This window comes from uncultured Pseudophaeobacter sp. (assembly GCA_905479575.1).
Taxonomy (GTDB): domain Bacteria; phylum Pseudomonadota; class Alphaproteobacteria; order Rhodobacterales; family Rhodobacteraceae; genus Pseudophaeobacter.
Map to the genome: position 1 here is coordinate 41,062 of CAJQNB010000029.1, position 22,307 is coordinate 63,368.

Genomic DNA, 22,307 nt, shown 5'->3' on the forward strand with positions numbered 1-22,307 from the left:
TTTCCTTTTATTCTCGGACGCTTGGCAACCCAGGCACATTTGACTTTTGCCCAGGGCTTCGCCTAATTTGTCGCGCAGCTGGTAAAAGATCGAAGATCACTTTCTTGCCCGTCGCGCCAGGTGTTTGGCGCCAGCGTTTGATCCTCTCAGTCTTTAGTCGTGTCGGGGGCCCTTTGGATGAAAGGCCCAGGCCCAGATGTCACAGACAGAGCAACCCCCAAAAACTCAAACCACGCAGGATCTGTTTCAGTCGCTTCAGCGTTCGATCCTGCGCCTGCGTCAGGAGGCCGAAGACCTCCAGGAGCGGCTTGCCTCTTCGGAGGAGGAGGCCTTGGACGCCGCGCTTCCCCGGATCGCAAAACTTGAGGGGCTTATCAGAGATTGCCAGAAAGTGGAGAAGACCCTTGTCGAGCAAAACCCCCAAGAGACCTGTGATCAACAGGGGCTTGATCTTGCCGCAGCCCGGGCTGAAATCAGCTGCCGCCTGGATCGCCTGCGCCGCGCCCATGGTTCGGGAAACCCTGATGCAGGAGATGAGTGACAATGCCACCCGCTGCTTGCCCTATCTGTTTGAAGTCTGGGCCCATCCGCACCAGCTGGCGCCCACGGGAGACTGGCGGAGCTGGGTTATCTTGGGGGGGCGCGGCGCAGGCAAGACCCGCGCCGGGGCGGAATGGATCCGCAACCAGGTCGAAGGCCCCACGCCCCTGGCGCCCGGTCGCGCCCGCCGCTTGGCGCTGATTGGCGAAACCTACGATCAGGTCCGGGATGTGATGATCCAGGGGGACAGTGGCATCCTGGCCTGCACGCCGCCGGATCGCAGGCCCCAGTGGAAATCAGGGGAACGTAAGCTGATCTGGGCCAATGGCGCCATGGCCCAGGCGTTTTCTGCCCACGACCCCGAAGCGCTGCGGGGGCCGCAGTTTGATACTGCCTGGGCGGATGAACTGGCCAAATGGCGCCGCGCGCGCGAGGCCTGGGACATGTTGCAGTTTTCCTTGCGACTGGGAGAGGACCCACGGGTTTGTGTCACCACAACACCGCGCAACGTGGCGGTGCTGCGTCAACTGCTGCAAACGCCCTCTACGGTGCAAAGCCACGCCGCAACAGAGGCCAACCGCGCCAATCTTGCCGGCTCTTTCCTGACTGAAGTGCGCGCCCGCTATGCAGGCTCGCGTCTGGGACGGCAGGAACTGGACGGCGTGCTGCTGAGTGATGTCGAGGGCGCCATCTGGCGGGCGGCTCAGCTGGCTGAGCTACAGGTGGCTGCGGCGCCGGTGCTGGATCGCATCGTGGTGGCGGTGGATCCGGCTGTGAGCTCGGGCAAGGCGTCGGATGCCTGCGGGATCATTGTCGCCGGCGCCTGCCTGCAGGGACCGGTGCAAAACTGGCAGGCCTATGTTCTGGCGGATCGAACGGTGCAGGGGGTGGGGCCGCTGACCTGGGCCAAAGCGGTGATTGCCGCCCATCAGGAGTTCGGCGCTGATCGGGTGGTGGCGGAGGTCAACCAGGGCGGCGCGCTGGTTGAAAACCTGCTGCGGCAAATTGATCCGCTGATCGGCTTTCAGGCGGTTCATGCCAGCCGCGGCAAGGTGGTGCGCGCCGAGCCCGTCGCCGCACTCTATGAACAACGTCGGGTGCACCATCTGCCAGGGCTGGCCGAACTGGAAGAGCAGATGTGCCAAATGGCTGCGCAAGGGTTTCAGGGGCAGGGCTCACCTGACCGGGTCGATGCGCTGGTCTGGGCCATTCATCAGCTGATTTTGGATCCCGCCAGCCAAAAGCGCCTGCCACGCGCCCGAATGGTCTGACGCTCAAACGGGGAATGCAACACCTCACCATCTGTATTTGTGTAGTTAATACTAAGTGTTAGGCCCTTTGTTTCCTCTGTGCGGAACGGTTGCCTTGGGGAATGTTCAGGTCAACAGGTCATATCTTTTCTCCAGCAAAGGGCACGATGCCCGGATGATGGATCAAAGGAGCCGCCCATGAGGTTTGACCTACCCTGGCGCAAGAAACAGTCCAGCGAGCCCCTGGCCTCACCGGCCATGGTGAACCAGACCAAGGCCAGCGCTGCGGCGCGTGGCATTGCCTGGCAGGGCAGCGGCGCCTTCTCGCTGGCTGCCCGCGATACAAGCTCTTTGACGCGGCTTGGCTATCTGGGAAATCCGGTTGGGTTTCGCGCTGTTCGTATGGTGATCGAGGCGGCAGCAGCCCTGCCGCTGGTGGTTCAGGACGCGGCGCAGCGCTATGAAAGCCATCCGCTGCTGACGCTTATCAGCCGCCCGAACGCGGCGCAGACGCGGCAGGACTTTTTCGAGAGCCTGTTTGGCCATCTGATGCTGTCGGGAAACGCCTATGTCGAGGCGGTGAGCGCGACAGAAGGCTGGCCTGCGGAGCTGCATCTGCTGCGCCCTGATCGCATGACAATTGTACCCGGCCCTGACGGCTGGCCCCAGGCCTATGACTATACTGTGGGGGGGCGCAAACACCGCTTTGCCTGCGAAGACGGGTGCGCTGCGGTGCTGCATCTGAAAAACTTCCACCCGCAGGATGATCACTACGGGCTGGCACCGCTGCAGGCGGCAGCGCTGTCGTTGGATGTGCATTCGGCAGCTTCGCACTGGTCAAAGGGGCTGTTGGACAATGCAGCTCGCCCGTCAGGCGCGCTGGTTTGGGCCGGGACCGATGGCCAGGGCAGCCTGTCAGACGACCAGTTTCGCCGCCTCAGTGAAGAGGTGGAGGCCAATTTTCAGGGTGCGCGCAATGCCGGGCGACCCATGGTGCTGGAGGGCGGGTTGGACTGGAAACCCATGGGGTTTTCGCCCTCGGACATGGAGTTTCAAAAGACCAAAGAGGCTGCCGCGCGGGAGATTGCCCTGGCCTTTGGGGTGCCGCCGATGCTGTTGGGCCTGCCAGGAGACACGGCCTATTCCAATTACCAAGAGGCAAACCGGGCCTTTTACCGCCTGACAGTGGTGCCTCTGGTGACCCGGATCGCGGCGGGGCTGTCAGAGTGGATCTCTGGCTATGGCAACGAAATCATCGAGTTGAAGCCGGATCTTGATCAGGTTTCAGCTTTGTCAGAAGAGCGCGAGCGGCAATGGCAGCGGGTCGCAGCTGCGGATTTCCTCAGCCAGACCGAGAAGCGAAGATTGCTTGGCCTGCCGCCATTGCCCGAGGGTGAGTTGGATGGCTGAGTACCCAATGCCGCCATTTGACTGTGCGCCGGGGCTGAGGCTGTCGGCACATGAAAAGGTCATCGAGATTCAATTGCAGGCAGTTGAACGGCGACAACAGCAGCTGGAGCAACTGTTGGAGCGGCTGGAGCGGCGCCTCTGGCTGACACTCTATGGCGTGGCCGCTGTGATACTGACACGGGTCTTTCAGTCTTTTTTGGCGATGAATTGACGTGGTTTCAATCTGTTATGTGAGGTTCTTCAATGGGTATTGAAGCAGGGTTTGAACATAAGTTTTCTCGCTTTGGGGAGATGCTGACGGTTCAGGATGACAGTGTGATCCAGGGCTATGCCAGCCTGTTTGGCGAGGCCGATCAGGGCGGAGACCGGGTCGCACCGGGGGCCTATGGGGCCTCGCTGCAGCGCCTCCATGCCTCAGGCTGTCGGGTAAAGATGTTGTGGCAGCACGATCCGGCCCAGCCGATTGGGGTCTGGGAAGAGCTGCGCGAAGACAATCGCGGGCTTTGGGTCAAGGGCCGCCTGCTGACGGAAATCGCTCGGGGGGCCGAAGCGGCAGCCCTGATTGCCGCAGGCGCCATTGAGGGCTTGTCGATTGGCTACCGCACCAAGCGCGCGCGCAGGGGCGAGGACGGCGGGCGCGTGCTCACCGAGGTTGAGCTTTGGGAGGTCTCTTTGGTGACCTTTCCGATGCTGCCAACCGCGCGGGTGATGGGCCAAAAATCTGATGCCGAAGAGCGCAAGCTGCGGCAACTGGCGGCTGATCTGCGCCGTGCCAGCCGCGACCTGAGCCGTATGACTCTTTCCCCAACCTTGAACAGAACAGGACAAAAACAATGACGAAGAGGGATACCCCGGACTTGGCCAACCAGGCAGTTCCTTTGACCCAGGAAGTCACCCAGGCGATGTCAGGGTTTCTGCGGGAGTTCAAAGGGTTTCAGGACGTTGTGAAAGTGAAATTCAAACAGACGGAAGAGCGAATGACCATGCTGGATCGAAAGACAAACCGGGCTGTGCGCCCGCATCTTGCAGCCGCAAGCGCCGAGCAAGCCCCCCACCAGAAAGCCTTTTGCGGCTATCTCCGGACCGGCGACGATAGCGCGCTTCGCGGCCTGATGCCCGAAAGCAAGGCCCTGTCGACCACTGTCAACAGTGATGGCGGCTACCTGGTGGATCCGCAGACCTCGGAGACGGTGAAATCTGTGCTGCAATCCACCGCGTCGATCCGGGCTGTGGCCACGGTGGTGAGCGTGGAGGCCACCTCGTTTGATGTGCTGATTGATCACAGCGACACCGGGGCGGGCTGGGCCACCGAGACCGATCCAACCGTGGAAAGCGGCACGCCGGTGATCGACCGGATCACCATTGCCCTGCATGAGCTGAGCGCGCTGCCCAAGGCCTCGCAGCGGCTGTTGGATGATAGCGCCTTTGACATCGAAGGTTGGCTGGCCGGGCGGATCGCCGACAAGTTTTCACGCGCCGAAGCCGCAGCCTTTCTGACCGGCGATGGTATCGACAAGCCAACAGGTATTCTGACCCATCCAACGGTGGAAAATGGCAGCTGGAGCTGGGGCAGCCTTGGCTATATCGCCTCTGGGGAAGATGGCGGCATTGGCGACGGTGACGCCATCATTGATCTGGTCTACGCCCTGGGGGCGCAGTATCGCGCCAACGCCAGCTTTGTGATGAACTCCAAAACCGCGGGCCTGGTGCGCAAACTGAAAGACGCCGATGGCCGCTTCCTGTGGTCTGACGGTCTGGCCGCCGGTGAGCCCGCGCGCCTGCTGGGGTATCCGGTATTGATTGCCGAGGACATGCCAGATGCCAGCACGGACAGCCTGTCGCTGGCCTTTGGTGACTTTGCCGCCGGTTATACCATTGCGGAACGCCCCGATCTGCGGGTACTGCGCGACCCCTTTAGCGCCAAACCCCATGTGCTGTTTTACGCCACCAAACGGGTGGGCGGTGATGTCAGCGATTTTGCTGCAATCAAACTGCTGAAATTCGGCCTCAGCTAACTGCTTTGGCTGAATGGGGAACCGGCAGCCCGGTTCCCTGGCGGGTACGCATTTTCTGGTTTTCTGTCGTCTAGCTGCTCCCCCTCCGTCCGAGCGGCAGAGAGCCTTGCGTGCCCGCTGAACCAGATTGGGACATCTTGGGGACCTGAGCCCGCGGAGTTGATGATGATGTTGAGCGAAGTGACACCGGTGCCGGATACGGCCCTGCCGCTGGAGGCCTTTAAGGCCCACCTGCGACTGGGCACCGGCTTTGGCGAAGATGACCTGCAGGACAGTGTATTGACCGGGTTTTTGCGGGCCTCTCTGGCGGCGATTGAAAACCGGACCGGCAAGGCGCTTTTGCAGCGCGGTTTCCTTTGGGTGATTACCGGTTGGCGGCGGCAGGATTGGGCTGCGCTGCCGCTGGCCCCGGTTGTGGCTCTGACCTCGGCAACCCTGTTTGATGCTGAGGGCGATCCCTCAACCCTGGCCACAGAGACCTTCTGGGTCGAACCCGACAGCCAGCAGCCCCGCCTGCACCCCCGCGCAGGATCGCTGCCCCGTCTGGAAAGTGGCGCCCGGCTTGAGATCACGCTGAGCGCAGGAATGGGCGCCAGCTGGCAGGACCTGCCCCATGATTTGGCCCAGGCAGTTTTGATGCTGGCGGCGCATTATTACGAATACCGCGATGACACTGCTCTCCATGGCGGTTGCATGCCCTTTGGCGTTGTCAGCCTGATAGATCGTTACCGCCAATTGCGGATCTCCGCAGGGAGGGCATCATGACCCAGAGCCGCGCACCGCAGCTGCGCCGACGGCTGGTATTAGAAGACCCACAGCGGCTCAGCGATGGGGCCGGGGGCTATAGCGAAAGCTGGGCGCCGCTGGGTGTGGTCTGGGCCGGGCTGAGCGCTCAAACAGGGCGTACCGCCGGGCAAGAGGGCGGCAGCCTGTCGCTGCAGCGCTACAAGATCACCCTGCGCGCCACACCTCAGGGCAGCCTGTCGCGTCCGCGCCCTGGGCAGCGGTTTCGCCAGGGCCAGCGCCTGTTCCGTATCGAGGCGGTCAGCGAGGCAGACCCGGGCGGGCGTTACTTGGAGTGTCAGTGTATCGAGGAGGTGGCGCCATGACCTATGCGCTGGCCAGTGCTTTGCAGCAGTCGGTGTTTAAGCACCTGACGGCAGATGCCGGGGTGACGGCGGCCCTGGGCTCTGATCTGTTTGACGCCATGCCAACGGGCAGCCTGCCGCAGATCTACGCGGTTCTGGGCTCTGAAGAGGTGCTGGACCGATCAGACGCCAGCGGTCCGGGCGCCCGGCATCGTTTTACCATCAGTGTTTTCACCAGCAGCGCGGGCTTTATCGTTGCCAAAGAGGCCGCCGCCGCAATCTGTGATGCGCTGGTCGATGCGCCGCTAACCCTCAGCCGGGGGCGTCTGGTGGGGATCTGGTTCGAACGCGCCAGCGCCCAGCGCCTGAAAGACGGCGGTCGCAGCATTACCCTGCTTTTTGCCGCGCGGGTGGAAGATGACTGAGGTCTAAGCTTCAGTTTTTGCATACAAACACCAATCCATACACACTTACTCAGTTAGAAAGGGGGCGCTGTCATGGCTACCCAAAATGGCAAGGATCTGTTGATCAAGGTGGATATGACCGGTGATGGTCAGTTTGAAACACTGGCGGGGCTGCGGGCCACGCGGATCAGCTTTAATGCTGAAACTGTCGATGTCACCAGTCTCGAAAGCCAGGGTGGCTGGCGCGAGCTGCTGGCGGGGGCTGGGGTGCGCTCTGCCTCAATCTCGGGGTCGGGGGTGTTTCGCGATGAAACGACGGATGAGCGGGCACGCCAGCTGTTCTTTGACGGGGTGACGCCGGATTGCCAAGTGGTGGTGCCGGACTTTGGCACCGTTGAGGGGCCGTTTCAGGTGACGGCACTGGACTATGTGGGCAGCCATAATGGCGAAGCCACCTATGAGCTCTCCCTGGCCAGCGCTGGCGCGCTCAGCTTTACGGCGGCGTGAGCCATGCAACAACAGCCTGAAAATCCCTGGCGCGGTGAGGTGACGCTGGTCATCAATGACAGCCCCCATGTGCTGCGTCTCACCCTCGGCGCATTGGCGCGGCTGGAGCAGCAGCTGCAGGAGGGATCGCTTGTGGCGCTGGTACAGCGCTTTGAAACGGGACGATTTTCGGCAGCTGATATTCTGGCGCTGCTGACGGCCGGTCTGGAGGGCGGCGGCCATGATCTGGACAGTTTGGATTTGGCCGGGGCCGAGATCGCCGGCGGCGCTGTAGAAGCGGCAAGGGTGGCGGCGCAACTTTTGGCCCGCAGCTTTTCACTCCCGACGGAGGCACAGGGCCAGGAGGCCGCGTTATGACCGGTTTGGATGGGCCGGGGTTGGATTGGCCTGGCCTGATGCGGGCTGGTCTGGGCGGGCTGCGGCTGCGGCCGGCAGAGTTCTGGGAACTCACCCCGCTGGAATTGCAGCTGTTGCTGGGCCCTGCGGTGCAGGCCCCAAGCCTGACCCGAAGTGGGCTGCAGGCGCTGATGCAGCGTTTTCCTGATCAGCCGGACCTTCCTCCCCAGCAGAGTGAACACTCTGAGTAAGTTTCAATTTCCCCGCTTTGGCGTCGTGAGACGCTGACGGCGGATAGTACAAAGGATCGCACCATGGCTGACAGTCGTGACATTGCCGCGTTGGACCTCCAAAGCGGAGCACTTGGCGATACGCTGGGCGATGCTGCCGGGATGGCCGCCAGCTTTGAAGCAGAGCTGCGCCGGGTGCGTGATGCTTTTGAAGCCACTGGAAAGGATGTCGAAACCCTGGAACGCGGGTTGTCGCGCGGGCTGCGGCGGTCCTTTGAACAGGTGGTTTTTGATGGAGACAGCCTGTCCTCGGCCCTGGATGGTCTGGCGCGCACGCTGGTCAAAACCACCTATAATGCCGCCCTGCGGCCGATCACCGATCACGTTGGCGGGCTGATTTCCACCGGGGTTGGCGATCTCATTGGCGGGCTCTTGCCCTTTGCCGATGGCGCGGCATTTTCACAGGGCCGGGTGGTGCCCTTTGCGCGCGGCGGCATCGTCAGCGCTCCCACCAGTTTTCCCATGCGCGGCGGCACCGGGCTGATGGGAGAGGCCGGCCCCGAAGCCATCCTGCCGCTGAGCCGCGGCACCGATGGCAGCCTCGGCGTGCGCTCACAGGGCGGCGGCACCACCGTGGTGATGAATGTCAGCACCCCCGATGTGCAGGGCTTTGCGCGCAGTCGCGGCCAGATCGCCGCCCAGCTGTCGCGCGCTCTGAGCCGTGGCAATCGCAACCGTTAGGAGGGCACCCCATGAGTTTTCACGAAATCAGATTTCCCGCCTCATTGAGCTTTGGCTCGGTTGGTGGGCCGGAGCGGCGCAGTGATGTGGTGACGCTGGCCAATGGGTTTGAGGAGCGCAACACCCCCTGGGCCCATTCCCGACGGCGCTATGATGCCGGGCTGGGGCTGCGCTCACTGGATGATATCGAAGCGCTGATTGCATTTTTTGAAGCCCGCCAGGGGGAGATTTACGGCTTTCGCTGGAAAGACTGGTCCGATTACAAATCGGCCCGTGCCTCGGCGGAGGTGGATTTTCGCGATCAGGTTATTGGGCTCGGGGATGGCGCCCGCAGCGATTTTCAATTGATCAAGAATTACCGCTCTGGCGACAGCATCTACCAGCGCCCCATCGCCAAACCTGTTGCGGGCACCGTGCGCCTGGGGCTGGGGCAGGAAGAGCTGAAGGAAGACGTTGATTTCACGCTGGATTCCACCACCGGCCTGATCCGTCTGAGCTATCCCCCGGAACAGGGGGTTGAAATCGTTGCGGGCTGTGAATTTGACGTGCCGGTGCGTTTTGACACCGATAGGATCCTGACCAGTGTTGCCTCCTTTCAGGCGGGGGATGTGCCCAATGTGCCAGTGGTGGAGGTGCGGGTCTGATGGCGACAGCAGCGGAAGGTGTATGGGCCCATGCCCAGAGCGGCATCACCACTCTGGCACGGTGCTGGGGGCTGACCCGCAAGGACGGAACCCGGTTTGGTTTTACCGATCACGACCTGGATCTGGCGTTTGAGGATTGGCATTTCACCGCTGGAACCGGGCTCAGTGCGCGCGCTTTGGTGCAGAGCACCGGCCTGTCGATTGACAATTCCTCCGCCCAGGGGGCGCTGAGTGACGTGGCTCTGCGGGAAGCCGATATTATGGCTGGGCGCTTTGACGGAGCCGACCTGAAGTGTTGGCTGGTCAACTGGCAAAACACCGCAGATCACTGGCTGCAATTTAGCGGCTCCATCGGCGAGCTGCACCGGGCGGGCGGCGCTTTTGAGGCGGAACTGCGCGGCCTCACCGAGGCGCTGAACCAGCCATTGGGGCGGATCTTTCAGCACCCCTGCACGGCGGTTTTGGGCGATAGTCACTGCCGCTTTAATCTCGCGACACCGGGCTATGCCTATGAGGGCCAGGTTGAGACGCTAAACGAAGACGGCAGTTTTGAATGGCTTGGCCTGGATGGCTTTGAGCCAGGCTGGTTTGCAGGTGGGCGCTTGACGGTGCTCAGCGGCGCAGCCACGGGGCTTTGGGGTAGTATCAAACGGGATCAACAGCTGGAAGGCATGCGGCGGATTACACTTTGGGAGGTCCTGCGCGGCGGGCTGCGGGCTGGGGATCAGCTGCGGCTGGTGCCGGGATGTGACAAATCCATGCAGAGCTGTCGTTTGAAGTTCAACAATCTGATCAACTATCAGGGCTTCCCGGATATCCCCGGCGAAGACTGGGTGATGGCGGTGCCAAAATCCACAGGTAGAACAACCGGGGGCAGCCGCAGATGACGGGACAAGGAAGCTCTGATGCAGGGGATAACCTGCAAGCAGTGGCAGAGGCCCGGCGCTGGATGGGAACGCCCTATTTGCACCAGGCCAGCTGCCGTGGGTCCGGCTGCGACTGTCTGGGGTTGATCCGGGGGATTTGGCGCGGACTTTTTGCCGCCGAGCCGGAAACACCGCCGCCCTATTCGATGGATTGGTCGGAACCGCAGGGCGAGGAGCGGCTGTGGCAAGCGGCGCTGGCCCATCTTGTGGCAAAACCTCTGGCGCAGGCGGCGCTGGGGGATGTGCTGCTGTTTCGCATGCGGGCAGGGGCGGTGGCAAAACATCTCGGCGTACAGTCCCGGCTGAACCCGCCGGGTCTGGCCCGCGCCAATACTGGCTCTCCTTCTGGCGCCAGTTTTGGGCCGGGGTTTATTCACGCCTATTACGGTCACGGGGTGGTGGAAAGTGCCCTGACGGCCCCCTGGCAGCGCCGCTTGGTGGCGCGGTTTTGCTTTCCTGAGGAGCACATCTGATGGCAACTATTGTTCTTTCTGCAGCGGGCGCCGCCATTGGTGGCTCGATTGGTGGCGCGGTGGCTGGCCTGTCCAGCGTCGCCATTGGTCGTGCAGTTGGCGCCACTCTGGGGCGGGCCATTGATGACCGGCTGCTGGGGGCGGGCTCTGACGCGATCGAGACGGGCCGGGTGGACCGGTTCCGCCTGACAGAAGCCGGACAGGGCGCGCCAATCCCGCAGATCTATGGGCGCACCCGCATTGGCGGCCAGGTGATCTGGGCCAGCCAGTTTGCCGAAACCACCACCGTATCCGGCGGCGGCAAAGGGGCGCCAAGCCAGCCCCGCACAACCAGCTACAGCTATTCGGTCTCACTGGCGATTGCGCTCTGTCAGGGGGAGATCGCCGCAGTTCCGCGGATCTGGGCGGACGGCGAAGAGGTCTCTGCCAGGGACCTGAACATGACGCTTTATCGTGGCACCCAGGATCAGCTGCCGGATCCGCTGATGGAGGCGATTGAGGGCACCGGCGAGGTGCCCGCCTATCGTGGCACCGCCTATGTGGTGTTTGAAGATCTGGCGCTGGAGTCCTTTGGCAACCGGGTGCCGCAGTTTTCCTTTGAGGTGGTGCGCCCCGAGCAACCCGGTAGCCCGGAGTATTCGCAAGACCTTGGGCAATTGGTTCAGGGGGTGGCTTTGTTGCCGGGCTCTGGCGAATATGCCTTGGCCACCACGGCGGTTCACTACGGTATTGGTCCGGGCCAGGCCACGGGGGCCAACAGCCACACGGCCTCGGGGCAAAGCGACTTTTCAACCTCGCTGGCGGGGCTGTGCTCCGAGCTGCCAAGCTGCCAAGCCACCTCGCTGATTGTGTCGTGGTTTGGTGATGATCTGCGCTGTGGGCAGTGTCAGATCAAACCCAAGGTGGAGCAAAAGCAGGCTGAAGGGATCCCTATGGCCTGGCGGGTCAGCGGGGAGACTCGGACCAGTGCCGATCTGGTGCCAGTGGATGGTGAGGGGCGCGGCGTCTATGGCGGCACCCCCAGTGACGCTGCGGTGATCGAGGCGATCCAGGCCCTGCAACTGTCTGGCAAGCGGGTGATGTTTTACCCCTTCGTGCTGATGGATCAGGTGGCAGGCAACAGTCTTCCCGATCCCTGGAGCGATGCCACGACTCAGCCGCCACTGCCCTGGCGGGGACGCATCACCCTGTCAAAGGCGCCGGGCCTGCCGGGAACGCCGGATCAAACCCTGGCAGCAGAAGCCGAGGTCGCCGCCTTTATGGGGGCGGCCACGGCAGCGGATTTCACCGTTGCCGGCGGTCAGGTGAGCTATACCGGTGCGGCGGATTGGGGACTGCGACGGTTCATTTTGCACAATGCGGCGCTGTGTGCGGCTGCGGGCGGGGTCGCGGCCTTTTGTATCGGCTCCGAGATGCGCGGGCTGACCCAGATCCGCGGGCTGTCCGGCTTTCCTGCGGTTGCCGCGCTGCGGGATCTGGCAGCCGAGGTGCGCCTGTTGCTGCCCGGGGCCAAAATCAGCTATGCGGCGGATTGGTCCGAATATTGGGGCTACCAAAGCCCCGAGGGCAACAGGTACTTTCACCTGGACCCGCTTTGGGCTGATGCCAATATAGATTTTATCGGCATCGACAACTATATGCCGCTGTCAGACTGGCGCGACGGCGTGGATCATCTGGACCGCGTAGCAGGGGCGCCCAGCATCTATGATCTGGACTATCTGCGCGCCAATGTTGCCGGCGGAGAGGGCTATGACTGGTATTACCACTCACCCGAGGCGGCCGCGGCGCAGATCCGCACGCCGATTACCGATGGGGCCCATGATGAGCCTTGGATCTGGCGTTACAAAGATCTGAAAAACTGGTGGAGCAACCAGCATTATGAGCGCATAGACGGGATCCGCCAAGCATTGCCCACCGCCTGGCAACCGCAGAAAAAGCCGATCTGGTTCACTGAACTGGGCTGTGCTGCCATCGACAAGGGGACCAATCAGCCCAATAAATTCCTCGATCCCAAAAGCTCGGAATCGCAGCTGCCGAACTATTCCAACGGCCAGCGCGATGATCTGATGCAACTGCAATACCTGCGGGCTGTGCTGGGCTATTGGGGCGAGGAGGCCAACAACCCGGAATCCAGCGAATATGAGGGGCGGATGCTGGATATGAGCAACGCCTATGTCTGGGCCTGGGATGCGCGTCCCTTTCCTGCTTTTCCAAACCTCGATAGGGTCTGGAGTGATGGTGCGAATTACCTACGCGGCCATTGGCTCAACGGGCGGGCAGGGCAGCGCAGCCTGGCCTCGGTGGTGCGCGAGATCTGCTGGGCGGCGGGGCAAAGGCAGATTGACGTCAGCCAGCTGCACGGGATCGTGCACGGCTACGGGGTGAGCCAGGTGGCCGAGGCGCGCGCCGCGCTGCAACCGCTGAGCCTGCGCTATGGGTTTGATACGATTGAACGCAACGGGGTGCTGCAGTTCCGCCTGCGTCAGGGCGACAGCGCCTTTCTGCTGCCCGCGCAAAGCCTGGTTGATGATGAAGATCTGGACGGCACAATAGAGCTCACCCGCGAGGCTGAGGCCGAACTGGCGGGGCGGGTGCGTCTGCGGTTTATCGAATGGGGGGCGGGCTATGATATTGCCGCCGTAGAGGCCAGCCTGCCGGATGAGGAAACCCATGCGGTGAACACCAGCGAGCTGGCCCTGGTCCTGACGCAAAGCGAGGCACGTCAGGTGGTGGAACGCTGGCTGGCCGAGGCGCGGGTGTCCCGTGACACTGCCCGCTTTGTCCTGCCGCCCTCCTTGCTGCACCTTGGGGTGGGCGATGTCATTGCACTGCCAGACAACGCAGCCCTGGCGATCCCAACAGAACCGGAGACGGACACAGAGCCGGTGCCGCGCTATCGTCTTGACCGGATGGAGCTGGGCACGGCACAGAGCGTCGATGCGGTGCGGATCGACCCGGAGGTTTATCTGCCGACGGATATTCCGGAAACGCTGCCCACCGGTCAGGAATTTGAGCCGCCCCTGCCGGTCTTGCCCCTGTTTTTGGATCTGCCCCTGCTGACAGGCGAGGAAACACCTCATGCGCCACATCTGGCGGTGACAGCGGTGCCCTGGCCCGGAACCGTCGCGGTGTATAGTTCGGGGAGCGATTCCGATTATGCATTGGAGCAGATCATTGCGGCGCGCAGCACCATTGGCGTAACGCAGACGGACCTGGCGGCGGCAGCGCCGGGGCGCTGGGATCTTGGTGCTGATCTGCAGGTGAAACTGATTTCCGGCGCCTTGCAAAGCCGCTCGGCGCTTGCGGTGCTGAATGGGGCCAATGCGGTGGCCATCGGCGATGGCAGCAATGGCAACTGGGAGATCTTCCAGTTCCGCGAGGCCGAATTGGTTGGCGACAATACCTATATGCTGCGTGGCCGATTGCGGGGGCAATTGGGCAGCGACGGCTTGATGCCGATGCTCTGGCCCGAGGGATCAAACGTGGTGCTGCTGGACGGCAGTTTCTCACAGCTGGAGCTGTCTTTGGCTCAACGCCGCATGGCGCGCCATTACCGGATTGGGCCGGCACGGCGGGGCTATGACGATCCGAGCTATATCCACCAGGTTGAAGCTTTTGATGGCAATGGGTTACGCCCCTATGCTCCGGTGCATCTGCGGCTCAGTGGCGGGCTTGGCAGTGACATTTCTGTCCGCTGGATCCGCCGCAGCCGAGTAGAAGGCGACAGTTGGGACCTTGCCGAGATCCCCCTAGGTGAGGCGCGGGAAGCCTACAGAATTCGCATCCTGCGGGGCACCACCCTGCTGCGCGAACAGGAGGTGAGCGCCCCGGTCTGGACCTATTCCTTGGGCGAGCAAAGCACAGATGCGGCCCTGTCGGGGGATATTATCGAGGTGGCCCAGCTGTCAGACCGCTACGGAGCAGGCTTTGCAGCCAGGATGCCAATTGCGTGACAGCGCCGCGCGACCGCTTGGCCGCAAATAGTGGCAGGCCTCCTGGTCGCCTCCGGCCAGTTTTGCCGCAAGATCTGAGCAGTCTTGCACGGGCTTTGCTGGCGGAGCCTGATCCGCAGCGATCAAATTTATGTCAGCACCTGTTTGATCTGGCAGAGCAGGCAGCAGGCCATGTGGCGCGCACAGGTCAGCTGCATCCCCAGTGGGGAAATGGCACGTTGGATGCGGCGGTGCGCCAGTGTTGCGGCCCGCTTGGCGCTGAGCCATTTTGGGATGATCTGAACTATATCAGATGCTTGCGCATAGCTCTTGCGGAACTGGAGCACCGCCTGGCCCGGTGAATGAGGCGCAAAAAACCGGGAGCGATCCGGCGGCAAAACTCAGACCAGTTAGATCCTCTGGTGAGGGCCTGGGGCAATAGGCCTGGGGCAGAGACCTGACTCATTCTATTTAGAAATCTTCTCCATCAAGGGTTTGCGCTTGGGTTTTTCTCCCCTAAATGCAAACCTAAGGGCAAGAAGAGGACGCCATGCCATGATCAAGACGCGCACAGCCGTTTCGCCCCTGGACCCGGTCTGGGAACAAATCACCATCGAGGCTCAGGAGGCCGTTGCCAAACAGCCGCTTATGGGTGGATTGATCCACGCCTGTATCCTGCACCACCCAACACTGGAGAAGGCGCTGTCGTACCGGATCGCCGCAAAGCTCTGCTCGAATGAGATGTCGATGGTGATCCTGCGTGAAATCGTCGATACCGCCTATGCGTCCGACCCTGACCTGATTGCCGCTGCCCGTGCCGATCTGATGGCGGTTTATGACCGCGATCCCGCCTGCCACCGGCTGTTGCAGCCGATCCTGTACTTCAAGGGCTATCAGGCAGTGCAAGCTTATCGCGTGGCCAACTGGTTGTGGCGGCAGGGCGATTTTGACCTCGCCTTCTTTTTCCAGATGCGGATCTCCGAAATCTTTGGCGTTGATATTCATCCCGGGGCCAAAATTGGCCGGGGCATTATGATTGACCACGCGCATTCCATCGTCATCGGGGAAACCGCTGTGGTGGGAAACAATGTGTCCATGCTGCATTCGGTGACCCTGGGCGGCACCGGCAAGGAAGAAGAAGACCGTCACCCCAAGATCGAAGACGGGGTGTTGATCGGTGCCGGGGCCAAAGTGCTGGGCAATATCCGTATTGGTCATTGCAGCCGTATAGCGGCGGGATCGGTCGTTTTGTCCGAGGTTCCCCCCTGCAAGACCGTCGCTGGTGTGCCTGCCAAAATCGTCGGTGAGGCTGGCTGCGACCAGCCTTCGATCAGCATGGATCAGGTGGTGCCAAACGGATCTGATCGAGGCCGCCAGTAGGCGCACTGCGCAGACTGATAATCAGCTGATTGAGCAAGAGAAAAGGGGCATATTCTGCCCCTTTTTGATTCAGGCTGCGTATTCTGTAGGGCTGGCTGTCAAACGGGTATTGGAGCATGGGCGGTCGCCGAGGCCAAGCTGACAGTGGAACCAGTCGCGCCAATAAATCTATCCGTCCCGGTGAAAACCAACAGGGCCAGTGAAACCAACAGGGCCTGCGAAACAGAAATCCCCTGCCGCAGGGATAATCTGCGGCAGGGGCGTCGAGGCAATATTCGCCTCGGGTTTTGCTGTCAGGCCCGTTTGGGAGACGGCCCGTTTTCGAGCAGACCGTTTTGCAGAGTTACGCCAACATGACCATGGGGTTTTCCAGGTTCTCGACAATGGCCTGCAACAGCTGCGCGCCCAGGGCGCCGTCAATGACCCGGTGATCCACGGACATGGTGACAGACATCACAGTGGCCACTTTCAGCTCGCCATCCGCCCCAACAACCGGCTTTTTGCTGCCCGCGCCAACCGCAAGAATGCCGGCATGGGGCGGATTGACGATGGCGTCAAAATTGTCGATGCCAAACATGCCCAGGTTGGAGATGGCAAAGCTGCCGCCCTGATATTCATGTGGGGCCAGTTTGCGATCCCGGGCGCGGGCGGCCAGGTCTTTCATCTCTGCCGAGAGCGCCGAGAGGGATTTGAGCTCGCTGTCCTGCAGCACCGGCGTGAACAAGCCGCCCTCGATGGCAACCGCAACGGCCACATCCGAGGCTTTCATTTTCAGCACACGATCTCCGGCCCAGACGGCATTGGCATCAGGAACCGCTTGTAGCGCCAGCGCCACGGCTTTGATGATGAAATCATTCACCGAGAGTTTGATGCCCCGGCCTTCGAGCTGTTTGTTCAGCTGGGCGCGGAACTTGAGCAGCGCATCCAGCTGGATGTCGCGGCGCAGATAGAAATGCGGCACCGTCTGTTTTGCTTCGGTGAGGCGGGCCGCGATGGTTTTGCGCATGCCGTCGAGTTTGACCTCTTCAAAGCTGCGGGTTTCATACATCTTGGCGACCATATCCGCCGAGGGGCCAGCGGGGGCGGCGGCTGCCGGAGCAGAGGCTGGCGCAGCTGGTTTGGCCTCGGCTTTGGGTGCGGCACTGGCGTTTTCCACATCGGCCTTGACGATGCGGCCACGTGGGCCGGAGCCGCTGAGCGAACTGAGGTCGAGCCCTTTGTCGGCGGCAATGCGGCGGGCCAGGGGTGAGGCAAAAATGCGCGCGCCATCCGCAGCGGTGGGGGCTGCGGGCGCCGGTGTGGCGGCAGCAGCGGGCGTGTCGGAGCCTCCGCTGGAGGCCGCCTCCGTGCCCGCGTCAGCGGCTGGTGCCGCCTCCGGGGTTGCTGCCGATGTTGCGATATCACCGGCGCTTTCGCCCTCTTCCAGCAGCACCGCGATGGGGGTGTTGACCTTGACCCCTTCGGAGCCTTCGGCGATCAGGATCTTGCCGACGGTGCCTTCGTCCACGGCTTCAAATTCCATGGTGGCCTTGTCGGTTTCGATCTCGGCAATCAGGTCGCCAGACTGGACGGTATCGCCTTCCTTGACCAGCCATTTGGCCAGGGTGCCTTCCTCCATGGTGGGGGAAAGGGCGGGCATCAGAATTTCAGTGGGCATCTTGTGGTTCCCCTAGCTCGCCATGTCAAAAGACATGGAGTCTATGTCAAAAGTCCCATAGGCGCCGAAGGACAGTTCGTGCTCTTTCAGGGACATCGGAAAAAGTTTGTGGTGCGCGGTTGCACTCGAAAACGGTGGGTGGTCACCGGTCTCATCCTCGCAGAGGTCTTCACCGGGTATCCGCCCGCTGTTGGAGCCGCAGATATTCTCAGCTCTGGTCAGGTCCATGACCTCTTTGAACTGAGTATTGAGGCCATCCCGCTTCCCGGCTGTCCAATACTGAACAGGGCGCTTGTCTCCCTGGATGCTGCCGCGTTCCAAAAGAACCAAATTGCCGTGTTCAGTCGCAGAGCTTAGGGGGAAGGTGATGGCCTCAAACATGACTTACCGATAGGTTACTTGCTTCACGGCTGCCACAACCTCGTCGGTGGTGATCAGCGCATGGCGTTCCAGGTTGGCGGCATAGGGCATGGGCACGTCCTTGCCGGTGCAGGTGATCACCGGGGCATCCAGATAATCAAAGGCCTGCTGCATCACCTCAGAGGCGATATAGCTGCCAACAGAGCCCTGAGGCCAGCCTTCCTCGACGGTGACCAGGCGGTTGGTCTTCATCACCGATTTGATCACTGTGGGCAGATCCATCGGGCGCAGGGTGCGCAGGTCGATCACCTCGGCCGAGATGCCCTCTTCGGCCAGCTTTTCTGCCGCTTCAAGAGCGTATTGCATGCCGATGCCAAAGGAGACGATGGTGGCGTCAGAGCCTTCGCGCCAGATCCGGGCCTTGCCAAAGGGAACTGTGAAGTCATCCATCTTGGGCACGTCAAAGGACCGACCATAAAGGATCTCATTTTCCAGGAAGATCACCGGGTTGGGATCGCGGATCGCGGATTTCAGCAGGCCTTTGGCGTCAGAGGCCGAATAGGGCATGACAACCTTGAGACCAGGCACCTGCATATACCAAGCGGCATAGTCCTGGCTGTGCTGGGCGCCAACACGAGCGGCAGCGCCATTGGGGCCACGGAACACCATAGGTGCCCCCATCTGACCGCCAGACATATAAAGCGTCTTGGCCGCCGAGTTGATGATTTGGTCAATCGCCTGCATGGCGAAATTGAACGTCATGAACTCAACAATAGGGTTCAAGCCGCCAAAGGCCGCGCCAGTGGCGATCCCGGCAAAGCCGTGTTCGGTGATCGGGGTGTCGATGACCCGCTTGGGGCCAAATTCGTCCAGCAAGCCCTGGCTGATCTTGTAGGCGCCCTCGTATTCGGCGACTTCTTCGCCCATCAAAAAGACGTTTTCATTGCCACGCATCTCTTCTGCCATGGCATCGCGCAGGGCTTCACGGACCGTGGTTTTAACCACCTCGGTGCCTTCCGGCCAGTCGGGGCTGTCATCCACGTCAGGGGCTGCTGGAGCCGCGGCAGCAGGGACGGGGGCTGCGGGCGCCGCAGGTGCCCCGGCCGCCGGCGCTTCCTTGCTCGCCGCAGGCGCAGCGTCCAGGCTCTCGCCTTCTTCGACCAGGACCGCAATTGGCGTATTCACCTTCACGCCCTCAGAGCCTTCAGAGATCAGGATCTTGCCGATGATACCTTCATCAACAGCCTCAAACTCCATAGTGGCCTTATCGGTTTCGATCTCAGCCATTACATCGCCAGATTTGACGGTATCGCCTTCCTTGACCAGCCATTTGGCCAGGGTGCCCTCTTCCATAGTGGGCGACAGGGCGGGCATCAGAATTTCAGTTGCCATATCTTTTCTCTTCCCCTCAAGCGTAGATGTCGGTCCAGAGCTCTTCGAGCGCTGGTTCCGGGCTGGTACGGGCAAATTCGGCGGATTGGTTCACCACCTCTTTGATCTCTTTGTCGATCGCTTTCAAATCCTCCTCGGTGGCATGTTTGCCAGTCAGGAGAAGATCACGAACCTGTTCGATGGGATCGCGCTCGCTGCGCATCTTTTGCACCTCTTCGCGGGTGCGGTACTTGGCCGGGTCCGACATCGAATGACCCCGGTAGCGGTAGGTTTTGACCTCTAGAATATAAGGCCCCTTACCGGAGCGACAGTGGGCCGTGGCCCGTTCGCTGGCATCCTTGACCGCCAGAACATCCATGCCGTCGACGGCTTCACCGGGGATGCCAAAGGCCTCACCGCGGGTGTAGATGTCGGGGGTCGAGGTCGAGCGCGCCTGCGCCGTGCCCATGGCATATTGGTTGTTCTCGATGACAAAAACCACCGGCAGATCCCAGATGGCGGCCATATTGAAGGTCTCATAGACCTGGCCCTGGTTGGCCGCACCATCGCCAAAATAGGTAAAGGTCACCCGGCCATTGTCTTTGTATTTATCGGCAAAAGCCAGACCGGCCCCCAGTGGCACCTGGGCGCCAACAATACCGTGGCCGCCGTAGAAATGCTTCTCTTTCGAGAACATATGCATGGACCCGCCCTTGCCTTTGGACAGACCACCTTCGCGGCCGGTCAGCTCGGCCATAACGCCATTTGGATCCATGCCACAGGCCAGCATGTGACCGTGATCGCGATAAGAGGTGATGCGCTTGTCGCCCTCTTGTGCGGCGGCCTCCAGGCCGACAACAACGGCTTCCTGACCGATATAAAGGTGACAGAACCCGCCAATAAGGCCCATGCCATAGAGCTGACCGGCCTTTTCTTCGAATCGACGGATCAACAACATGTCGCGGTAATATTGGGTCAGTTCCTCGGCAGAAACATTTGATTTCTTTGTGCTTTTCCTAGCTGCCATCGGTGCGGGCTCCCCCTTGAGGCTAGATAGTTTAGTGTTAAACTATTTAATAGTTGAATTTGGCGTGGCTGGCGAGACTTATTCTGACCTCAGGTCATTTCACCGCAGTACAGGCCCAGGAGCGGGCAAAACTAGCGCGCTGGATGACCTGCTGCCGCAGAGCATTTATTCTATGGTTGCATGATGATCAGCCCTGTTCAACAGCCAGATCCATCAGCTGTGACACAGGAGGGGTGCAAAAAGCGTTTAACGGATAACGATTTCGTCAGCGCGCAACAGGCCGAGCACCGAGCGCGCCTGTTCATCCAGCAGGTCCAGATCGAGATAATCGTCGGACAGGCGATGGGTGAGATTTTCGATCTCGGCAATCTCCAGGGTCAGACGATCAAGATCCAGACGAAGCTCATCGGCTCCTGCCTGGATCTCAACCCTTCTGAATAACCCAAAATCACCCTGCACCGCCGCAAAGGTAAAATATGCGCCCAGCGCAAATGCGACGACAAAAAAGACGAACGAACCTAGGGAAGGCTTGTGGCTTCGGGTCAATGGAAGTGCCTGTATGTTTACTGCTCAAGTCTGCTGTTGGGCCAGTTGTTCCGGCCTCTGACTTTGTTATGGCATATGTGATTCGCTTTGTGAATCCCCTTTTAACTCTGCGGGTACAGAATTTTTCGCCTTAAGGTTTTATTAAGGATTTTTCCTTGCAGACCAAATTGATAGCCGCAATAGACAAACCACCGATCCCAGAGAAATCCCGGATCGGTGGTCGTAGCCTTGCCTTTGCTGTGAAGGGGCGCAGGGTGCCTTATTCGTGCCGGCTCAGCGCGGCCACACCGGGAAGGGTTTTGCCCTCCATCCATTCCAAAAAGGCGCCTCCGGCTGTGGAGATATAGGTGAAATCCCCCGCCGCGCCCGAAGCATTTAGCGCCGCGACCGTGTCGCCACCGCCTGCCACCGCTGTCAATCGGCCCGCACGGGCCAGCGCTGCGGCTTTCAGGGCAGCTGCATTGGTGGCGGCATCAAAGGGCTCAAATTCAAAAGCGCCAAGCGGGCCATTCCAGATCAGGGTTTTGCTCTGTTCAAAGATGTCATTGATCACCTTCAGGCTTTCGGGGCCTGCGTCCAGGATCATGCCATTGTCCGGGCACTGATCTGCGGGCAGCACTTGGTGCGGCGCGTGGGATTCAAATTTTTCGGTGACCACAATGTCGCTGGGCAGGATGATCTTGCAGCCGGTCTTCTCGGCCTTGGCCATAATCTGCGCGGCGGTATCCTTCATCATCCGTTCAGCTAGGGAAACGCCCACGGACAGGCCTTTGGCGACAAGAAAGGTATTGGCCATGCCGCCACCGATGATCAGATAATCGACCTTTTCCACCAGATTGCCCAGCAGCTCCAGCTTGGTCGAGACCTTGGCGCCACCAACAACAGCCGTCACCGGGCGGTTCGGCGCCCCAAGCGCGCTTTCCAGGGCCTGCAGCTCGGCCTGCATCAAGCGGCCCGCGCAGGCGGGCAGCAGTCGCGCCAGGGCCTCGGTGGAACTATGGGCGCGATGCGCTGCAGAAAAGGCATCATTGCAATAAATGTCGCCCAGCTCTGCCATGGCAGCGGCCAGATCCGGGTCGTTTTTGGTTTCAGTTGCGTGGAACCGGGTGTTTTCCAGCAGCAGCACTTCGCCAGGCTGCAGGGTGCTTGCGGCCTCCTTGGCGCCTTCGCCAACGCAATCAGCAGCAAAGCGGACGCGGGTTTCAAAGGCACGCTCCAAGGTTGGGATCAGCTGCTTCAGCGACAGGTTCTCGCGCCGCTCGCCACTGGGGCGGCCAAAATGCGCCAGCAGGATCGGCCGACCTCCGGCTGCCAGAATGTCTCGCACGGTGGGCGCAATGCGGCGGATTCGGGTGGAATCGGTCACCACGCCCTCCAGAAGGGGGACGTTGATGTCCACACGCACCAGGACGCGTTTGCCGTTCAGATCCATGTCGTCGAGTGTTTTCCAGCCCATCAGAGGCTCCTCTG

24 protein-coding genes are annotated in these 22,307 nt (G+C 61.2%); 18 read left to right on the top strand and 6 right to left on the bottom strand.

Features of this window, described 5'->3' with window-relative positions:
- Positions 1-196: 196 nt before the first annotated feature.
- The 18 genes from QZ268_RS09360 to cysE all read left to right on the top strand — a co-directional run bounded on the left by QZ268_RS09360 (position 197) and on the right by cysE (position 15,876).
- On the top strand, positions 197-541 hold the full coding sequence (locus QZ268_RS09360) for a recombinase (protein WP_295451432.1): 345 nt from the start codon (positions 197-199) through the stop codon (positions 539-541).
- Positions 525-1,811, top strand: coding sequence for a terminase family protein (locus QZ268_RS09365; protein WP_295451434.1), 1,287 nt, complete (start codon positions 525-527; stop codon positions 1,809-1,811). Before QZ268_RS09360 ends, QZ268_RS09365 begins: the two co-directional genes overlap by 17 nt.
- A gap of 177 nt (positions 1,812-1,988) precedes the next feature.
- Complete coding sequence (locus tag QZ268_RS09370; protein ID WP_295451436.1) at positions 1,989-3,200, top strand: phage portal protein; 1,212 nt, start codon at positions 1,989-1,991, stop codon at positions 3,198-3,200.
- On the top strand, positions 3,193-3,411 hold the full coding sequence (locus QZ268_RS09375) for a hypothetical protein (RefSeq protein ID WP_295451438.1): 219 nt from the start codon (positions 3,193-3,195) through the stop codon (positions 3,409-3,411). Before QZ268_RS09370 ends, QZ268_RS09375 begins: the two co-directional genes overlap by 8 nt.
- Positions 3,412-3,443: 32 nt before the next feature.
- On the top strand, positions 3,444-4,037 hold the full coding sequence (locus tag QZ268_RS09380) for an HK97 family phage prohead protease (RefSeq protein WP_295451441.1): 594 nt from the start codon (positions 3,444-3,446) through the stop codon (positions 4,035-4,037).
- Positions 4,034-5,215 (top strand): phage major capsid protein, encoded by a 1,182-nt coding sequence (locus QZ268_RS09385; protein WP_295451443.1) that lies wholly within the window; start codon positions 4,034-4,036, stop codon positions 5,213-5,215. Before QZ268_RS09380 ends, QZ268_RS09385 begins: the two co-directional genes overlap by 4 nt.
- A gap of 165 nt (positions 5,216-5,380) precedes the next feature.
- Entirely contained in the window at positions 5,381-5,980 is a 600-nt protein-coding gene (locus QZ268_RS09390) for a head-tail connector protein (RefSeq protein ID WP_295451446.1), read from the top strand.
- Positions 5,977-6,324 (top strand): head-tail adaptor protein, encoded by a 348-nt coding sequence (locus QZ268_RS09395; RefSeq protein WP_295451448.1) that lies wholly within the window; start codon positions 5,977-5,979, stop codon positions 6,322-6,324. Before QZ268_RS09390 ends, QZ268_RS09395 begins: the two co-directional genes overlap by 4 nt.
- Positions 6,321-6,728, top strand: coding sequence for a DUF3168 domain-containing protein (locus QZ268_RS09400; protein ID WP_295451450.1), 408 nt, complete (start codon positions 6,321-6,323; stop codon positions 6,726-6,728). The genes QZ268_RS09395 and QZ268_RS09400 overlap by 4 nt, the downstream gene beginning before the upstream one ends.
- A gap of 72 nt (positions 6,729-6,800) precedes the next feature.
- Complete coding sequence (locus tag QZ268_RS09405) at positions 6,801-7,214, top strand: phage major tail protein, TP901-1 family (RefSeq protein ID WP_295451453.1); 414 nt, start codon at positions 6,801-6,803, stop codon at positions 7,212-7,214.
- Positions 7,215-7,217: 3 nt separating this feature from the next.
- A complete protein-coding gene (locus tag QZ268_RS09410) occupies positions 7,218-7,571 on the top strand; it encodes a gene transfer agent family protein (protein WP_295451455.1) in 354 nt (117 codons plus the stop codon).
- Positions 7,568-7,801 (top strand): rcc01693 family protein, encoded by a 234-nt coding sequence (locus tag QZ268_RS09415; RefSeq protein ID WP_295451458.1) that lies wholly within the window; start codon positions 7,568-7,570, stop codon positions 7,799-7,801. The genes QZ268_RS09410 and QZ268_RS09415 overlap by 4 nt, the downstream gene beginning before the upstream one ends.
- 63 nt (positions 7,802-7,864) lie before the next feature.
- Positions 7,865-8,521: a phage tail tape measure protein gene (locus QZ268_RS09420; RefSeq protein WP_295451460.1), complete on the top strand. Its 657-nt coding sequence runs from the start codon at positions 7,865-7,867 to the stop codon at positions 8,519-8,521.
- Positions 8,522-8,532: 11 nt separating this feature from the next.
- Positions 8,533-9,165, top strand: a complete 633-nt coding sequence (locus QZ268_RS09425) for a DUF2460 domain-containing protein (protein ID WP_295451462.1) — start codon at positions 8,533-8,535, stop codon at positions 9,163-9,165.
- Positions 9,165-10,052 carry a DUF2163 domain-containing protein gene (locus QZ268_RS09430; protein ID WP_295451464.1) on the top strand — a complete coding sequence of 296 codons (888 nt, stop codon included), beginning with the start codon at positions 9,165-9,167 and terminating at the stop codon, positions 10,050-10,052. Before QZ268_RS09425 ends, QZ268_RS09430 begins: the two co-directional genes overlap by 1 nt.
- Positions 10,049-10,564 carry a peptidase gene (locus QZ268_RS09435; RefSeq protein ID WP_295451466.1) on the top strand — a complete coding sequence of 172 codons (516 nt, stop codon included), beginning with the start codon at positions 10,049-10,051 and terminating at the stop codon, positions 10,562-10,564. The genes QZ268_RS09430 and QZ268_RS09435 overlap by 4 nt, the downstream gene beginning before the upstream one ends.
- A complete protein-coding gene (locus tag QZ268_RS09440; RefSeq protein ID WP_295451469.1) occupies positions 10,564-14,517 on the top strand; it encodes a glycoside hydrolase/phage tail family protein in 3,954 nt (1,317 codons plus the stop codon). Before QZ268_RS09435 ends, QZ268_RS09440 begins: the two co-directional genes overlap by 1 nt.
- A gap of 534 nt (positions 14,518-15,051) precedes the next feature.
- Positions 15,052-15,876, top strand: coding sequence for a serine O-acetyltransferase (gene cysE / locus QZ268_RS09445; protein ID WP_295451471.1), 825 nt, complete (start codon positions 15,052-15,054; stop codon positions 15,874-15,876).
- Positions 15,877-16,219: 343 nt separating this feature from the next.
- Here cysE and QZ268_RS09450 read toward each other — a convergent pair whose 3' ends face one another.
- The 6 genes from QZ268_RS09450 to QZ268_RS09475 form a co-directional block, all read right to left on the bottom strand.
- The gene (locus tag QZ268_RS09450) at positions 16,220-17,533 is read right to left on the bottom strand and encodes a pyruvate dehydrogenase complex dihydrolipoamide acetyltransferase (RefSeq protein WP_295451474.1); all 1,314 of its coding nucleotides are present in this window, start codon (positions 17,531-17,533) and stop codon (positions 16,220-16,222) included.
- Positions 17,534-17,545: 12 nt separating this feature from the next.
- Positions 17,546-17,914 (bottom strand): hypothetical protein, encoded by a 369-nt coding sequence (locus tag QZ268_RS09455; RefSeq protein WP_295451476.1) that lies wholly within the window; start codon positions 17,912-17,914, stop codon positions 17,546-17,548.
- Between the two features lie 3 nt (positions 17,915-17,917).
- Positions 17,918-19,285, bottom strand: coding sequence for a pyruvate dehydrogenase complex E1 component subunit beta (locus QZ268_RS09460; RefSeq protein ID WP_295451479.1), 1,368 nt, complete (start codon positions 19,283-19,285; stop codon positions 17,918-17,920).
- 16 nt (positions 19,286-19,301) lie between these two features.
- Complete coding sequence (gene pdhA / locus QZ268_RS09465; protein WP_295451482.1) at positions 19,302-20,291, bottom strand: pyruvate dehydrogenase (acetyl-transferring) E1 component subunit alpha; 990 nt, start codon at positions 20,289-20,291, stop codon at positions 19,302-19,304.
- Between the two features lie 246 nt (positions 20,292-20,537).
- Positions 20,538-20,837 carry a septum formation initiator family protein gene (locus tag QZ268_RS09470; protein WP_295451485.1) on the bottom strand — a complete coding sequence of 100 codons (300 nt, stop codon included), beginning with the start codon at positions 20,835-20,837 and terminating at the stop codon, positions 20,538-20,540.
- A 259-nt stretch (positions 20,838-21,096) separates the two neighbouring features.
- Positions 21,097-22,293, bottom strand: a complete 1,197-nt coding sequence (locus tag QZ268_RS09475; protein WP_295451487.1) for a phosphoglycerate kinase — start codon at positions 22,291-22,293, stop codon at positions 21,097-21,099.
- Positions 22,294-22,307 lie beyond the last annotated feature (14 nt).

Bases quoted from the DNA above. Each gene is read 5' to 3' on its own strand.
- QZ268_RS09360 (WP_295451432.1), top strand. From the start codon at position 197: ATGTCACAGACAGAGCAACCCCCAAAAACTCAAACCACGCAGGATCTG.
- QZ268_RS09365 (WP_295451434.1), top strand. From the start codon at position 525: ATGCAGGAGATGAGTGACAATGCCACCCGCTGCTTGCCCTATCTGTTT.
- QZ268_RS09370 (WP_295451436.1), top strand. From the start codon at position 1,989: ATGAGGTTTGACCTACCCTGGCGCAAGAAACAGTCCAGCGAGCCCCTG.
- QZ268_RS09375 (WP_295451438.1), top strand. From the start codon at position 3,193: ATGGCTGAGTACCCAATGCCGCCATTTGACTGTGCGCCGGGGCTGAGG.
- QZ268_RS09380 (WP_295451441.1), top strand. From the start codon at position 3,444: ATGGGTATTGAAGCAGGGTTTGAACATAAGTTTTCTCGCTTTGGGGAG.
- QZ268_RS09385 (WP_295451443.1), top strand. From the start codon at position 4,034: ATGACGAAGAGGGATACCCCGGACTTGGCCAACCAGGCAGTTCCTTTG.
- QZ268_RS09390 (WP_295451446.1), top strand. From the start codon at position 5,381: ATGATGTTGAGCGAAGTGACACCGGTGCCGGATACGGCCCTGCCGCTG.
- QZ268_RS09395 (WP_295451448.1), top strand. From the start codon at position 5,977: ATGACCCAGAGCCGCGCACCGCAGCTGCGCCGACGGCTGGTATTAGAA.
- QZ268_RS09400 (WP_295451450.1), top strand. From the start codon at position 6,321: ATGACCTATGCGCTGGCCAGTGCTTTGCAGCAGTCGGTGTTTAAGCAC.
- QZ268_RS09405 (WP_295451453.1), top strand. From the start codon at position 6,801: ATGGCTACCCAAAATGGCAAGGATCTGTTGATCAAGGTGGATATGACC.
- QZ268_RS09410 (WP_295451455.1), top strand. From the start codon at position 7,218: ATGCAACAACAGCCTGAAAATCCCTGGCGCGGTGAGGTGACGCTGGTC.
- QZ268_RS09415 (WP_295451458.1), top strand. From the start codon at position 7,568: ATGACCGGTTTGGATGGGCCGGGGTTGGATTGGCCTGGCCTGATGCGG.
- QZ268_RS09420 (WP_295451460.1), top strand. From the start codon at position 7,865: ATGGCTGACAGTCGTGACATTGCCGCGTTGGACCTCCAAAGCGGAGCA.
- QZ268_RS09425 (WP_295451462.1), top strand. From the start codon at position 8,533: ATGAGTTTTCACGAAATCAGATTTCCCGCCTCATTGAGCTTTGGCTCG.
- QZ268_RS09430 (WP_295451464.1), top strand. From the start codon at position 9,165: ATGGCGACAGCAGCGGAAGGTGTATGGGCCCATGCCCAGAGCGGCATC.
- QZ268_RS09435 (WP_295451466.1), top strand. From the start codon at position 10,049: ATGACGGGACAAGGAAGCTCTGATGCAGGGGATAACCTGCAAGCAGTG.
- QZ268_RS09440 (WP_295451469.1), top strand. From the start codon at position 10,564: ATGGCAACTATTGTTCTTTCTGCAGCGGGCGCCGCCATTGGTGGCTCG.
- cysE (WP_295451471.1), top strand. From the start codon at position 15,052: ATGATCAAGACGCGCACAGCCGTTTCGCCCCTGGACCCGGTCTGGGAA.
- QZ268_RS09450 (WP_295451474.1), bottom strand. From the start codon at position 17,533: ATGCCCACTGAAATTCTGATGCCCGCCCTTTCCCCCACCATGGAGGAA.
- QZ268_RS09455 (WP_295451476.1), bottom strand. From the start codon at position 17,914: ATGTTTGAGGCCATCACCTTCCCCCTAAGCTCTGCGACTGAACACGGC.
- QZ268_RS09460 (WP_295451479.1), bottom strand. From the start codon at position 19,285: ATGGCAACTGAAATTCTGATGCCCGCCCTGTCGCCCACTATGGAAGAG.
- pdhA (WP_295451482.1), bottom strand. From the start codon at position 20,291: ATGGCAGCTAGGAAAAGCACAAAGAAATCAAATGTTTCTGCCGAGGAA.
- QZ268_RS09475 (WP_295451487.1), bottom strand. From the start codon at position 22,293: ATGGGCTGGAAAACACTCGACGACATGGATCTGAACGGCAAACGCGTC.